13 protein-coding genes, 1 rRNA gene, 1 riboswitch and 1 other annotated feature are annotated in these 14,792 nt (G+C 47.4%); of the genes, 11 read left to right on the top strand and 3 right to left on the bottom strand.

Going from position 1 to position 14,792, the window contains the following annotated elements:
* The first annotated feature begins 25 nt into the window (after nt 1-25).
* The 4 genes from GLV97_RS12005 (at nt 26) to ytkD (ending at nt 3,598) form a co-directional block, all read left to right on the top strand.
* Nucleotides 26-1,483 carry an o-succinylbenzoate--CoA ligase gene (locus GLV97_RS12005; RefSeq protein WP_160889746.1) on the top strand — a complete coding sequence of 486 codons (1,458 nt, stop codon included), beginning with the start codon at nt 26-28 and terminating at the stop codon, nt 1,481-1,483.
* The gene (gene menC / locus GLV97_RS12010; RefSeq protein ID WP_160842143.1) at nt 1,480-2,583 is read left to right on the top strand and encodes an o-succinylbenzoate synthase; all 1,104 of its coding nucleotides are present in this window, start codon (nt 1,480-1,482) and stop codon (nt 2,581-2,583) included. Before GLV97_RS12005 ends, menC begins: the two co-directional genes overlap by 4 nt.
* Nucleotides 2,584-2,639: 56 nt before the next feature.
* Nucleotides 2,640-2,951: a hydrolase gene (locus GLV97_RS12015; protein ID WP_160838592.1), complete on the top strand. Its 312-nt coding sequence runs from the start codon at nt 2,640-2,642 to the stop codon at nt 2,949-2,951.
* A gap of 182 nt (nt 2,952-3,133) precedes the next feature.
* Nucleotides 3,134-3,598, top strand: coding sequence for an RNA deprotection pyrophosphohydrolase (gene ytkD / locus GLV97_RS12020; protein ID WP_160838594.1), 465 nt, complete (start codon nt 3,134-3,136; stop codon nt 3,596-3,598).
* 674 nt (nt 3,599-4,272) lie between these two features.
* Here the strand turns inward: ytkD and pckA are convergent.
* Nucleotides 4,273-5,865 carry a phosphoenolpyruvate carboxykinase (ATP) gene (gene pckA / locus GLV97_RS12025; RefSeq protein WP_160838596.1) on the bottom strand — a complete coding sequence of 531 codons (1,593 nt, stop codon included), beginning with the start codon at nt 5,863-5,865 and terminating at the stop codon, nt 4,273-4,275.
* 250 nt (nt 5,866-6,115) lie between these two features.
* Nucleotides 6,116-6,222, top strand: a riboswitch (SAM riboswitch).
* 229 nt (nt 6,223-6,451) lie between these two features.
* Here pckA and metK point away from each other — a divergent pair.
* On the top strand, nt 6,452-7,648 hold the full coding sequence (gene metK / locus GLV97_RS12030; protein WP_160838598.1) for a methionine adenosyltransferase: 1,197 nt from the start codon (nt 6,452-6,454) through the stop codon (nt 7,646-7,648).
* 46 nt (nt 7,649-7,694) lie between these two features.
* Here the strand turns inward: metK and GLV97_RS12035 are convergent, their stop codons facing one another.
* The gene (locus GLV97_RS12035; protein ID WP_160838600.1) at nt 7,695-8,207 is read right to left on the bottom strand and encodes a gamma carbonic anhydrase family protein; all 513 of its coding nucleotides are present in this window, start codon (nt 8,205-8,207) and stop codon (nt 7,695-7,697) included.
* A 59-nt stretch (nt 8,208-8,266) separates the two neighbouring features.
* Between GLV97_RS12035 and GLV97_RS12040 the strand changes: the two genes are divergently transcribed.
* Nucleotides 8,267-9,043, top strand: coding sequence for an alpha/beta fold hydrolase (locus tag GLV97_RS12040; protein ID WP_160838602.1), 777 nt, complete (start codon nt 8,267-8,269; stop codon nt 9,041-9,043).
* A gap of 19 nt (nt 9,044-9,062) precedes the next feature.
* Nucleotides 9,063-10,136, top strand: coding sequence for a tetraprenyl-beta-curcumene synthase family protein (locus tag GLV97_RS12045; protein WP_160838604.1), 1,074 nt, complete (start codon nt 9,063-9,065; stop codon nt 10,134-10,136).
* A 16-nt stretch (nt 10,137-10,152) separates the two neighbouring features.
* Here GLV97_RS12045 and GLV97_RS12050 read toward each other — a convergent pair whose 3' ends face one another.
* Nucleotides 10,153-10,728 carry a class I SAM-dependent methyltransferase gene (locus GLV97_RS12050; protein WP_160838606.1) on the bottom strand — a complete coding sequence of 192 codons (576 nt, stop codon included), beginning with the start codon at nt 10,726-10,728 and terminating at the stop codon, nt 10,153-10,155.
* 106 nt (nt 10,729-10,834) lie between these two features.
* Nucleotides 10,835-11,053, top strand: a binding site (T-box leader).
* Nucleotides 11,054-11,056: 3 nt separating this feature from the next.
* On the opposite strand from GLV97_RS12050, the gene leuS reads away from it, so the two are divergent.
* The 4 genes from leuS to GLV97_RS12070 form a co-directional block, all read left to right on the top strand.
* Entirely contained in the window at nt 11,057-13,519 is a 2,463-nt protein-coding gene (gene leuS, locus GLV97_RS12055) for a leucine--tRNA ligase (RefSeq protein ID WP_202410634.1), read from the top strand.
* A gap of 141 nt (nt 13,520-13,660) precedes the next feature.
* Nucleotides 13,661-13,972, top strand: a complete 312-nt coding sequence (locus GLV97_RS12060; protein WP_160838610.1) for a rhodanese-like domain-containing protein — start codon at nt 13,661-13,663, stop codon at nt 13,970-13,972.
* 21 nt (nt 13,973-13,993) lie between these two features.
* On the top strand, nt 13,994-14,326 hold the full coding sequence (locus GLV97_RS12065) for a rhodanese-like domain-containing protein (protein ID WP_160838612.1): 333 nt from the start codon (nt 13,994-13,996) through the stop codon (nt 14,324-14,326).
* A 377-nt stretch (nt 14,327-14,703) separates the two neighbouring features.
* Nucleotides 14,704-14,792 (top strand): 16S ribosomal RNA (locus GLV97_RS12070); the annotation flags it as partial.

The raw sequence follows: 14,792 nt of genomic DNA on the forward strand, positions 1-14,792 counted from the left end.
CCAATGAATGAAAGGAGAGAAGCATATGGGGGAAAAGATTCCTCACTGGCTGGATAAACAAGCCTTTTTAAACCCGGAAAAAACGGCGCTGGAAACACCGGAAGGCAGCGCGTATACATTTATGGAGCTTCAGGAAAAAAGCAGGCAGATGGCTCATTACCTCATCCGTATGGGAGTGGAGGAAGGTGACCATATTGCTTTTCTTTCAGGAAACGATATTCATTTTCCTGTGTTCATCCATGCGGTCAGCTATATCGGGGCTGTCGTCGTTCTGTTAAATACACGGCTGGAAGCGCCGGAAATATCTTATCAGCTGCAGGATGCGGACGTATCCCGTTTGTTCGTGCAGTCTTCCTTCACGGACACAGCTTTACGGGCGGTGGAAAATACGGAAGTGGAAGTCGTTGAATTTGAGAATGTTCCTCCTGTAAGCAGTCCGGAAGGAGCATTGAAAAAAGAGATCGATTTTGATGCACCTTATACCATGATGTACACATCCGGAACGACCGGGAAACCGAAGGCTGTGGTTCATACGTATGGGAATCATTGGTACAGCGCCGCTGCTTCCGCATTGAACCTTGGTCTGACCCCTGATGATAAATGGCTCATCTGCCTGCCGCTTTTTCACGTCGGCGGTTTTTCTGTTTTGATTAAGAGTATGGTTTACGGGATGTCTGTGTACCTTATGGATAAATTTGATGAAAACCGGTTCCATGAGGCTGTAATGAATAAACGTGTGACCCACGCCTCGGTGGTTACGGTCATGCTCCAGCGTCTTTTGAAACGAACAGGGTCATCTGGTTATCCTGATACGTTCCGCTGTATGCTGCTCGGGGGCGGTCCGGTTCCGGCCGTACTGTTAAAAGACTGCTCTGCAAAGGGGATCCCGGTCTTCCAGACTTATGGGATGACGGAAACGTCCTCGCAAATTGCCACATTAAGCCCTGCTTCTGCTTTTGATAAAGCCGGATCAGCAGGAAAGGCATTAAGCCTTGCAGATCTGTGGATCGACAGCGCTGCCCCGGGGGAAATTGGAGAGATCATTGTCCAGGGACCTATGGTTTCGAAAGGGTATTATAACCGCCCGCCGCGGCAGGAAGCTTATATTCATACCGGGGACCTAGGGTATCAGGATGCGGACGGTTTTTTATACGTCGTGGACCGGGTCAAGGATATGATTATATCCGGCGGAGAAAATGTGTATCCTGCTGAAATAGAAAGCGTGCTTTCAGAAATCCCCGGAATTAAAGAAGCGGGGGTCACAGGACGTCCGGATGACCGCTGGGGGGAAGTACCGGTAGCTTTTCTGGTCGCAGAGGATCAGACGCTGACGGATAAGGCTGTCCATCAGTATGTGGAGGAAAGAATGGCGAAGTATAAGCGTCCGGCTGCAATATACTGGGTCCGTGAGCTGCCGCGCAATGCCTCCAACAAGTTGTTGAGAAGGGAGCTGCTGTCCTTAACCGGGGGAGAGAATTCATGAAAATTGAAAAAATCGTTCTGAAAAAAATTGAGTTGAGCATGAAGAACCCTTTCCGTACAAAAAGAGGAAGCTTAACGTCACGTCCGCTCATTATCGTTGAAGCCCGCGATGACACAGGTTTGACCGGGTACGGAGAAGTAACAGCATTTCCGGATCCTTTCTACACATATGAAACCACATCCACCGCTTGGCACGTGCTTGAGGATTTTCTAATTCCTTTATTCGCAGAGAACACGCTGTCGCATCCGGAACAGGTTCCTGAAATCTTGGATTCCATTCAGGGGCATCCGATGGCGAAAGCAGGCCTGGAGGGTGCTGTTTGGGATCTCTACGCGAAACAGAAGGACAGAAGTCTCGCCTCTTTGATCGGTGGGACACGGAAATCTGTACGGGCAGGGGCTGTCCTCAGTTTAAGTGATCATATCGAGCAGGATATTTCCGATCTGCAGGAGGAAGGCTATGAAAGGTACAAGCTCAAAATCATTAAAGGGAAAGAGCAGGAGATGATTGAAAAAGTACGAGCCTCCTCTCCAGACCTGCCGATTATGATCGATGGAAATGGGCAGTACGATGAAACGGATATGGATCATCTGGCCGCGCTGGACCGTTACGGGATGCTGATGATTGAACAGCCCTTCCGTGCGGGTGATTTCCACCTCCATCAACAACTGCAGAAACGGATGCGGACGCCGATCTGTCTGGATGAGTCCATCACATCCTTTGAAGATGCCGTTCAGGCGGTTGAGCTCGGAAGCTGCCGGATCATCAACGTGAAGATCAGCCGGGTAGGAGGGCTGACAGCAGCTAAAAAAATCCATGATTTCTGTGCCGCCTCCGGAGTGCCGGTGTGGTGCGGGGGCATGGTGGAATCGGGGATTTCCAAAGCTCATAACCTGGCGCTCGCCTCGCTCTCTAATTTCTCCATCCCTGGAGACTTATCCGGGTCGGCACGGTATTTTGAATCGGATATTGTACAGCCTCCGTTAAAGGTGGAGAAAGGAGCTTTAGCCGTGCCTCAATATCCAGGCATCGGAATAGACGTTGATAAGGAAAAGCTTGCAGAAGTGACACAGCAGTCTTCCGTCCATACCCTTTCGTAACCATTCATTCATAACCTTTCCCTTCGTGGTTCACACTAAGGAAAAGGAGGGTGAAGATGGAACGAAGTCAATATTACATTAACATTGGTACGCGGGAAATTTCCTTGAACCATGACGCCAACAATGATGATTTTATTATCTATGCGACCCCTGAGGAAGTGACGGCTCTGCGTGAGGTGTTTGATGAAATAGCTCAATCAGATGTCCGGTCCTTTTACAGGGCACACATTCCATTCATGCCTTACCATCAGGATCAGGATAACGATGATACCGATGCCGACATGCATAAGGCTTTCCAGCGGATCTATGAGCTGGGGGATGAGATGACGAAGAAGCATATCGAGGATATGGGTGTTTTAAGAAATTGAAAAAAAGAGGCCGCTTCCTGTTTTGAAGCGGTTCTTTCGTACATAATACGGAAACTTTGTCGTCGGAACGGATCGGAAAATTGCTCAAGTGGAGAGGGACTGGTTTGTATTTACGGCTGCTTATGGTACGATTTAAAAAGGAAAGCGAACGTATAACAAGGATTAAAGGCAGTTGAATAGACATGAAAACTTTTTATGATTTTTATCACAATCCTGTCCGGTTATCCTTTGAGGATCACCCTTTTTCTGAAGAGCCTAAACATGTATGGGTCATCTGCCGCTTTCGCGACCAGTGGTTGTTAACCCGTCACAAAGACAGAGGGCTTGAATTTCCAGGAGGAAAAGTGGAAGAAGGAGAGACGGCGGAACAGGCTGCAGTAAGAGAAGTGAAGGAAGAAACAGGAGCGGATATTGATGCTCTGACTTATCTCGGTCAGTATCATGTTGATGGAAAAGGCGGAACTGTGATCAAAAACGTCTATTTTGCTTCAATATCTGAGCTTGCTGATCAGGATCATTATTTTGAAACGCATGGCCCTGTTCTTTTCCGGCACCTGCCTGGCAACCTGAAAAACAACGACCGGTTCAGCTTCATGATGAAGGATGAGGTTCTTCCAGAATGTTTAAAGCGTCTGGAACACCGGTGAACAGAACAAACGCCGCTGCATTACGAGGCCACTGAAAAACGGAGGATTTGTGAAGTGTAAGGTTCAAAAAAGCGGAGGGCATGGAATATTTTATCCATGCCCTCCGCTTTTTTTCTGTTTTCATGATGCTTCCCCTTTCTATTCCTTCATTCGTATCCCATTCGCTGTAAAAATCGTATTGGCGCCTTGAAGGCGCATGCCTTCGAGACCTGAGGCAGCTTCATATTCTTCTTTGAGCTCTCATTCACTATTCTTCGCTTCAATTTTATACTGTTCTTCAGCCATTTGGTTGAAATGATCACTGTTTTGAAAGGCGGGTTGATCTTTATGTGTTTCTGATTTTAGACTGACGGAGTAACTCTTCGTTTTGGCTCAGATTAATAACATCCTTCCTGAAGGGGACAGTTGAGGGTCTAAGGTGGAATCCCTCACTTTTATGTATTCTTTTCATTATACAAAACAAGAGTGATTTTCTTTTATCAATCAAAGAAAATCACTCTTGTTTAAATGGGACACCGTTGATTCCACGATGAGCGTTCGATGGCGAGACCGTGGCCGCGGCAGCCATCCAGCGAAAAGCGATTCGTGTGAATCAATAACCATCTCCAGTCACTTCCCTTGATAGGAAGGGGTTTTTCAATGGTCTCGTTAGGTTACGTCGGGTTTTTACGTCTTCAGTTTGTATGGTGGGTCGGACCGGCCTGCTTGATTTTTTCACTGGCGTACGTGAATTTTTTGAAGTTTGCATGGAACTTATCGGCCAGTTCCTTTGCACTCTCATCATAGGCAGCGGGGTTTTTCCACGTCTTTCTCGGGAATAAGACTTCGTCCGGTACTCCCGGGCAGTGCGTCGGGATATGAAGACCGAACACTGGATCCTTGTACGTTTCAGCTGAACTCAGCTCGCCTTCCAGGGCTGCGTGGATCATAGAGCGGGTGTAACTCAGTTTGATGCGTTCTCCTTCTCCGTACGCTCCTCCGGACCAGCCTGTATTCACAAGAAACACATCAGTGTTGAACTGGTCAATTTTCTCTCCAAGCATCTCTGCATAAGCAGATGGAGCGAGTGGCAGGAAAGGGGAACCGAAGCAGGCCGAGAAGGTGGCTTCCGGTTTCGTGATGCCTCTTTCCGTCCCGGCCAGCTTACTCGTGTAGCCGCTGAGGAAATGGTACATCGCCTGTTCCTTTGTTAAACGGCTGATCGGCGGGAGCACCCCTGTGGCATCGGCCGTTAAGAAAATGATGGCATTCGGATGACCGGCAATGCTCGGCTGGACTGTATTATCAATATGATCAAGCGGATACGCCGCCCGGGTGTTTTCCGTCAGGCTGGTGTCGTCATAATCCGGGGCGTGGGAATCCGGATGCAGAACGACGTTTTCCAAGACGGAACCAAAATGGATGGCGTCGTAAATCTGCGGTTCTTTTTCCTTCGACAGGTTGATGCATTTCGCATAGCATCCCCCTTCAATGTTAAAGACGCCGTAAGGGGACCAGGCATGTTCATCGTCTCCGATCAACCGCCGTTGAGGATCAGCGGACAATGTCGTTTTTCCAGTGCCGGAAAGGCCGAAGAACAGAGCCACGTCGCCTTCTTTCCCGATGTTGGCGGAGCAGTGCATAGGCAGTACGTTTCTTTCCGGAAGCAGATAATTCATGACGGAGAAGATGGACTTCTTAATTTCTCCCGCATATTCCGTTCCTCCGATGAGGACAATACGGTGCTTGAAGGAAACCATGATGAACGCTTCGGAATTCGTGCCGTCCACGTCAGGGTCCGCTTTAAATGTTGGAGCCGATATAACGGTGAATTCTGTGTCATGCTCTTCCAATTCGGATGCCTCCGGCCGGATGAACATCTGGCGGGCAAATAAATTGTGCCAGGCGAATTCTGTAAGGACCTGCATAGGAAGGCGGTAGCGCTCATCCGCTCCGGCAAATCCTTTAAACGCGAATAACTCACGGCCGTCTTTCAAATAACCGAGCACTTTATGGTATAATTTAACAAACGTATCATCATCAATGGGCTGGTTTACGGTCCCCCATTCGACTTTATCTTCAGTCACGTCATCACGGACAATAAATTTGTCTTTGGGGGAACGGCCCGTGTAAGTGCCGGTTGTGGCCTGCACCGCCCCTTTTTCTGTTAATGTACCTTCATTGCGGTATAAAATCTTCTCCACTAAGTGTGGAACAGATAATTGGTGGTGGACATGGTCCTGAGAGAGTAGAAGATTAAGTTCTGACAGCTGGTTAATGGTACTCATATGCATCGTCCCGCCTTTGCATTTTAATAATGTGAGATTAGTATAACACATTTATTTCAATCGTCCATACTATTCGTAGGATTGTGGGAAAGTTTTCAATTCCGTCATATTTCATGGCTGTTATTATCTTATGATGATTTGAACAGAACGTTTATCGAGGATGAATTTGGATGGAAACAGAGCCCGGAAACCCGATGAATCCAATTGACAGGATACACCGTTTTCGATACGATAGCTGAGAACGGAAACTCTCTTATCCAGAGTTGGTGGAGGGACAGGCCCTTTGAAACCCAGCAACCGTCCGCAGGGACATGGTGCTAACCTGAAGCAAGGAGTCAGCTCCTTGGACGATAAGAGCGAAAGGAAGCAGCCCCTTTCCTCGGTATAGGAAGGGTTTTTTTCTTTTTATAGGAAGGAAATGTCCATGACCAGGCCTTGAAGCCTGTCACGACTTCTGACTGAAAACGCGATTGAAAACGTTTTTGGCTCCAGGATGACACTCATGAAACGAATTTATGTTTTTCTACACATACTGGTAAAGAGTTCCGTCTAATACTTTGTACTTACAGAAGGAGGAGTTTTTAGAATGCCAGCGAACCGCCGGTTATTCACATCAGAATCCGTGACAGAAGGTCATCCGGACAAAATCTGTGACGCTATTTCTGATGCTATTTTAGATGAAATTTTAAAAAACGACCCGAATGCAAGGGTGGCATGTGAGACAACAGTAACTACGGGACTTGTACTGGTTTCCGGTGAAATTAGTACGAATACCTATGTTGATATTCCATCGATCGTGCGCCAGACGATTAAAGATATTGGATATACACGCGCAAAATACGGCTTTGATGCTGATACATGCGCCGTTTTAACGGCTATTGACGAGCAGTCTCCCGATATTGCGGGCGGGGTGGATGTTGCGCTTGAATCCCGCGAAGGAAAAATGAGCGATGATGAAATAGAAGCTATTGGTGCTGGTGACCAGGGATTGATGTTCGGGTTTGCCAACAATGAAACGCCTGAACTGATGCCTCTGCCTATTTCTCTTGCCCATAAACTCTCCAAGCGTCTATCTGATGTAAGGAAAGACGGGACGCTCGATTACCTCCGTCCTGATGGGAAGACACAGGTAACGATCGAATATGACGAAAATGACAAACCGGTCCGTGTGGATACGATTGTTATTTCCACACAGCACGCCGAGGAAGTGACTCTTGAACAAATCCAGAAAGATTTGAAGGAGCAGGTCATTGCACCGGTTGTACCGGAAGGCTATATTGATGACGAGACAAAATATTTCATTAATCCGACCGGACGTTTTGTGATCGGAGGTCCTCAAGGGGATGCCGGCTTAACAGGTCGTAAAATCATCGTCGATACGTACGGTGGTTATGCACGTCATGGCGGTGGTGCCTTCAGTGGAAAGGACGCGACCAAAGTGGACCGTTCCGCTGCGTACGCAGCCCGTTATGTAGCGAAAAATATCGTAGCCGCAGGCTTGGCGGATACGGTGGAAGTACAGCTCGCCTATGCTATCGGTGTAGCTCAGCCTGTTTCCATTTCCATCAATACGAGTGGATCCGGTAAAGTATCAGAGGAGAAGCTGGTGGACGCTGTCCGTGACCTGTTTGATCTCCGCCCGGCAGGAATCATTAAAATGCTGGATCTTCGTAAGCCGATATATCGGGATACGTCTGCGTATGGTCATTTCGGCCGTACAGATATCGAGTTTCCTTGGGAACGTACAGATAAAGCTGAAGAGCTCAGCCGTCGTTTTCAATAATAAAAAGCTGTTTCCCTTTTTTTGAGGGAAACAGCTTTTTTGTTTATCAGCCCCGCAGGCTTTTATAATAGTGTCCTTTTTCTACATAAGATGTTCTGATCCGGTCCATCTCCTTGTAGTCATCTTCTGTAAGGGAACGCACGACCTTGGCCGGCCGGCCGAAGGCGAGAGTATCCGGTGGGATTTCCTTGCCGGGTGGAACGAGACTTCCGGCTCCAATGAAGGCGCGTTCTCCGATGACAGCGCCATCAAGAATCATCGATCCCATGCCGATCAAGGCGCCTTGTTTAATGTGTGCGGAATGGAGGGTGACCTGGTGGCCGACTGTAACGCCATCCTCCAGGATGAGCGGCTGACCAGGACTTTGATGCAGCATGCTCAGATCCTGGACGTTCGTGTTTTTACCGATATGTACGGGTGAAACATCACCGCGGATGACTGTCTTAAACCAGATGCTGGCGTTCTCGTCTATGACAACATCACCGGTGATTACGGCATCTTCTGCTGTAAAAGCGGTCGGATGGATGTGAGGTTGTTTTCCTTTATATTCGCAAATCATACGAAGCCCCCTTATAATATGAGTAACATCAGTATATCAAATGAAAAGAGGGAGCGGCTGTGGAAAAACTGGAATCAGCCCGTGACCGGGCGACGATCATTCTCGTCCACGGGGCATTTGAGCATATGGGAAGATATAAGGAACTCGTCGAACGTTTCCGGCGGGACGGTTTCTCAGTAATCTATGGTGACCTCCCGGGCCAGGGGCTGTCTGATGGGAAGAAAGGTCATATCCGTTCTTTTGGTGATTATGTTGAAACCATTCAAAGCTGGTACGAGCAGGCGGATCCGGAAAAAGCGGTTTTTCTCCTTGGTCACAGCATGGGAGGACTGGCCGCGATCCGTTTTATGGAGGAGAAACAGCCGGAGCTTGCCGGCGTTGTGTTATCCTCTCCTGCGGTAAGCATCCGGAATAAAGCTGCGCGTCCGTTGGAGGCTTTGTCTTATCTATTGAATGTTTTTGCACCTTCCCTGCGTATGAAAGCAGGACAAAACCCCGAAAATGTAACTAGAAATCTAATAAAGGTCGAAGAATTCCGTCAGGATCCCCTTGTCATTGATAAAGTTTCTGTCCGGTGGTATCGTGAGTTTCAAAAGGCGGGAAACCGGGCGTTTGAGCAGGCCGGTCGTTTTCCGGATGTCCCTCTCTTAGTTATGCAGGCAGCGGAAGACCTGTTGGTAGAGCCGGGACGCACGAAGGAATGGTTCAACCTTGTTGATACAAGTGAAAAAAGTTATAAACTCTGGCCGGGGCTTTATCATGAGATTTTCAATGAACCTGAAAATGACCAGGTCTACCAATATACCCGGTCTTTTCTGAATCAACATATTACATGAACGTTAGGAGTGTCCACCCTTGAAGGAGTCCGTTCCAAGCAATGCTGTCCATCTGCTTTATGAAGTGTATCGGAATGTGTTTCCACGTGTACATAAAGAATTAGCTTATTGGAAAGATGCCGCTGCCCGAATCCCTGACGAGGAATTAAGAACACAGGCACTAGCCAGTATCCAGGAGAAGACCTTCCATTGTGAAGGCGGGTCCATTTATTCCGTACTGGCCGGTGACAACCCTGGTCCGGCGGTCCGTTTTATTGTAGCTTACCAGACTATCAGCGACTATCTGGATAACTTGTGTGACCGGAGCACTTCCATGGATCCCAATGATTTTGAGATGCTGCACACGTCGATGGCGGATGCGTTAACCCCCGGCAATCCGTGCCGGGATTATTATCATTACAGGAATGAGAAGGATGATGGAGGGTACCTGCATGATCTTGTGAAAACCTGCCAGGAGGTACTGAGCCAGGCGGAGGGGTATAGGTTTGTACATAATAGAGCCCTTCGTCTCGGCCGGTTGTATTGTGACCTGCAGGTGCATAAGCACGTCATTGAAGAGGAAAGGATTCCAAGGCTTCAGCAGTGGTTTGAACATCATCAGACCGACTGGCCCGAATTGAAGTGGTATGAATTTTCCGCCTGCACCGGTTCCACTCTCGGCATCTTCTGCCTTGTTTCCTATGCGCTCGGAAACAAAATGGACGAGGAGCTTGCCGGGATGGTCGAGGAAAGTTACTTTCCGTTTATGCAGGGCCTTCACATTCTGCTCGACTATTATATTGATCAGGAAGAAGACGAACGGGAAGGCGACCTTAATTTCTGTTCGTATTATGATCATCAGGAGCAGATGAAAGGGAGGTTTGAATACTTCGTTCGAAAAACGGATGAAGAGGTGCGGAAACTTCCGGATCGTGCGTTTCATCAGATGATTCATAAAGGGCTTGTCGGTATGTATCTGGCCGACCGGAAAGTCGGAAGGTTATCGAACGCCAGGAGTTTTGTGAAGGATATGCTGAAAATCAGCGGGCGTAAAACCGCGTTCTTCTATTTTAATACGAAAATGTATCATAAATTAAAGCCTGGCAGAGGTTAAAACTGCCAGGCTTGTTTTATACGTTTTTCTCAATGGCGATAATAAACGGCGGGGTCCGGTCCTTGTTGATAAAACTGTAGTTGAGCACTTCGTAGTCTCTATGATCCAGAGAGGAGACATAATCGAGCACGGCGTCTTTTTCCTCTTTCCCTCCCGGATGGCCATGATAGACGACGAGGACGACGAGTCCGCCCTTTTTCAGCGACTTAAGCACGGTTTGGATGGATGTAATGGTGTCATCGGGTTTTGTGATGACACGTTTATCACTGCCGGGCAGATATCCTAAGTTATAGATAGCCGCCTGGATCATGCCCTTATGATCTTCCTGCAGGTGCTCTTCAATATGGGTATGGGAGTCATGGATGACCGTGGTCCGTTCAAGTCTGTGGTGCTCTTTTAAACGTGCCTTTGTATTTTCAACGGCCTGTTCCTGGATATCAAAGGCATAAACGTGCCCGTCATCTCCGACAAGGTTGGATAGGAATAGGGTGTCATGACCGTTGCCGCACGTTCCATCGATGACAGCACTGCCTTCATGAACAGCCTTCTTCATAAGGGCGTGGGCCTGGTCGAGTATTTTATTTAAAATCATGATGAGCCTCCAAACAATAGTTTCCATCCTATTGTAGCATGAATAGAGAAGGTATACCGAGGAGCGCTTGACAAAGGCTTATCCTTTCATTAAGATACGGATATATATGATGACGTTGAAAAGGAGTAGTAAGGTCCGGGTTAAGTACCAGAGAGACAGCGGCTGGTGAAAGCTGTCCTTGACCGCCCTGAACTCGCCTTGGATGTCGCAGAAGTGAACGTAAAGTAGTTTCTGCCGGTTTCATCGCCGTTACAGATGTCGAGTTGAACACATGAGATGTGTTAATTTGGGTGGTACCGCGGGAATCAAGCCTCTCGTCCCATTAGGGATGAGGGGCTTTTTTATATTTTTTCAGAGAGATGAAGGAGGAAATGAAGTGGCTTTTGATCATAAAACGATAGAGAAAAAATGGCAGAATTACTGGTTGAACGAAAAAACGTTCAAAACAGACAGTTATTCAGACAAACAGAAATTTTACGCATTGGATATGTTCCCATATCCGTCCGGTGCAGGTCTGCACGTCGGACACCCGGAAGGTTACACAGCAACAGACATCCTTTCCCGTATGAAACGGATGCAGGGTTATGAAGTTCTGCATCCGATCGGCTGGGATGCCTTTGGTCTTCCGGCGGAACAGTATGCCTTGGATACAGGGAATGACCCGGAAGAATTTACAAAGCAGAATATTAATAACTTCCGCCGTCAAATCCAGGAACTTGGTTTTTCCTATGACTGGGACCGTGAAGTCAATACGACCGATCCGGATTATTATAATTGGACGCAGTGGATCTTCCTCAAGCTTTATGAGAAAGGGCTCGCCTATATTGATGAAGTGGCGGTGAACTGGTGCCCTGCTCTTGGTACGGTGCTGGCCAATGAAGAAGTCATTGACGGAAAGAGTGAGCGCGGAGGGCATCCTGTTGAGCGTCGTCCGATGAAACAGTGGATGCTGAAAATCACGGCTTATGCTGACCGCCTGCTGGATGACCTCGAGGAACTGGACTGGCCCGAAAGCATTAAAGATATGCAGCGTAACTGGATCGGGAAATCTGAAGGAGCCGAAGTTACTTTTGAACTGGATGGGACAGACCATACCTTTGACGTATTTACAACACGTCCGGATACTTTATTCGGAGCCACCTATGCAGTCCTTGCACCAGAGCACCCATTAGTCGATGAAATCGTAACAGAAGAACAGAAAGAAGAGGTTTCCGCTTATATTGAAAAAGCGAAACATAAGAGCGACCTTGAGCGTACAGACCTGGCGAAGGACAAAACCGGGGTATTTACCGGAGCCTATGCAGTCAATCCAATCAACGGAGAAAAACTTCCGGTATGGGTGGCTGACTATGTACTTATGAGTTATGGAAGCGGAGCGATTATGGCGGTCCCTGCTCATGATGAGCGGGATTACGAATTTGCTCAGGCTTTCGATCTGCCCATCATCCCTGTAGTCGAAGGTGGGAATGTAGAAGAAGCGGCCTATACAGAGGACGGACCGCACATCAATTCCGACTTCCTGAACGGCCTTCAAAAAGACGAAGCGATTCTAAAAGCCATTGAATGGCTTGAAAATAATGGCCGGGGCCGGAAACAGACGACATACCGTCTGCGGGACTGGTTGTTCAGCCGTCAGCGTTACTGGGGCGAGCCAATCCCTGTCATTCACTGGGAAAATGGATCGATCACTCCGGTCAAAGAAGCAGATCTTCCTATTGAACTGCCTAAAACAACGGAGATCAAGCCATCTGGTACTGGAGAATCTCCATTGGCTAATATTGATGAGTGGGTAAATGTTGTGGACCCTGAAACAGGAATGAAGGGACGCAGGGAAACGAATACCATGCCACAATGGGCAGGAAGCTGCTGGTATTACCTTCGTTATATTGATCCATCCAATTCCGAAACCTTTGCAGACTATGAAGCCCTGAAGAAATGGCTTCCTGTGGATGTGTATATTGGTGGTGCTGAACATGCTGTCCTTCACCTTCTTTATGCCCGCTTCTGGCACAAGGTTCTATACGATGCAGGTGTCGTTCCAACAAAAGAACCGTTCCAAAAGCTGTTCAACCAGGGGATGATCCTCGGGGAGAATAATGAGAAGATGAGTAAATCCAAAGGGAACGTTGTGAATCCTGATGATATCGTTCATTCACACGGAGCAGATACTCTGCGCCTTTATGAAATGTTCATGGGACCGTTGGAAGCTTCCATTGCATGGTCGACGAACGGCCTGGACGGTGCCCGTCGTTTCCTTGATCGTGTATGGAGGCTCTTCATGCCGGACGGTGAGCTCTCAAGCTCCATTCAACCAGAACAATCCGGTCATCCTATGGAAAAGGTCTATCATGAGACGGTTAAGAAAGTCACGGAAAACTTCGAGGAACTGCGTTTCAATACAGGAATCTCTCAGATGATGGTCTTCATTAATGAAGCCTATAAAGCAGATACGATTCCTAAAGCCTATGCCGAAGGCTTTGTCCAGCTGCTTTCCCCGGTTGCCCCGCACATTGCTGAAGAATTATGGGAGAAGCTGGGCCATGAGGAAACCATCACGTATCAGCCGTGGCCTTCTTTTGATGAATCCAAACTCGTCGAAGATGAAGTGGAGATTGTCGTACAGGTTATGGGTAAAGTAAGAGCGAAAATGATGGTTCCGGCTGAGGCATCCAAAGAGGAGCTTGAAAAACAAGCGCTGGAAAATGGAGATGTCCAGGAGTGGCTGGAAGGAAAAACGGTTCGTAAGGTTATAGCAGTACCAGGGAAACTTGTGAATATTGTAGCTAACTGATCGTTTCAGGAGGAGTGCCGCTGGGTAAAATGCCAGTGGCACTCTTTATTTATAGAGGAAATGGCGTCTTGAACAGAAGTCTTGACTTTGAAATATGATGGATTAAAATGAACATGCATGACTACAATTGGAGGGGTTATCATGAATCAAATCAAAGAAGTAACACCACAGGAAGTCGAAAATAAATTGGAAGAAAACGAAGAATTTACAATTATAGATGTGAGGGAAGATGAAGAAGTGGCTGAAGGTATGATCCCTGGTGCCAGACACATTAAACTGGGCGACATTCCACAGTCTGTGGATCAGCTTCCAAAAGATGAATCCTACGTGATGGTCTGCCGTTCCGGCCGTAGAAGCATGAACGCATCAGAATTTATGAAAGAAAAAGGCTTCACCGACGTATCCAACATGGAAGGCGGTATGTTGAAATGGAACGGGGAACTCGTCTTTTAATTCGGAAAAGGTTGTGAAAACATGGAATTTGTATATGGATCAGCCATTCTTTTATTCCTGACCACCCTCTTCTACTATGCACGTAAGTCTTCACCGAAGCCTTACTTCACCCAGTCGGCTTCAGGAGAGGATGTGTGCGTAATCGATATCAGGGACTATATCATTGCCCACCGCTCTCCTTATCCGGGTGCAGAGAATATTCCGTTGAATTATCTGCCCCGGGCGTTGAAAGAACGGTTTGACTGTACGAAGGATATATTGGTGATTTCTGATAATAAGCGGGCCGCCAGAATGGCCGCGCGTATGATTAGAAAGAAAAAAAGAAACGCTGTCTATTACATGCAGCCGGAATGAGCCTCTTCCATTATAGAAGGGGCTCATTTTTTAATGATCCAGTTGGTTTCCTTTCTTTACAGAGAAAGCAGGCTGAATGGGCGGCAAGTAAATATTTCATAAAAAAGCTGTAAAACTATTGACGGAATGGTGTATGACATGTAAGATAGTAAACGTTGCTTCAGAGAAAGCATCATTAAAAAAACAAAATCAACAAAATCTAGTAAACGCTGTTGACGAAATAAGAGTAGTTATGCTAGAATTTGATTACTGTCGCATCAAGGCAGTTTTGATCTTTGAAAACTGAACGAACCAACCAGTACGTCAAAATATTTCTTCTTAAATGGAGAAATTTGAAACAAGCACATTCGGTGTGCAGATGAGCAAGTCAAACTACTTTTATGGAGAGTTTGATCCTGGCTCAGGACGAACGCTGGCGGCGTGCCTAATACATGCAAGTCGAGCGCGGGAAGCGAGCGGATCCCTT

The sequence above is a fragment of the Halobacillus litoralis genome (assembly GCF_009856355.1).
GTDB lineage: Bacteria > Bacillota > Bacilli > Bacillales > Halobacillaceae > Halobacillus > Halobacillus litoralis_B.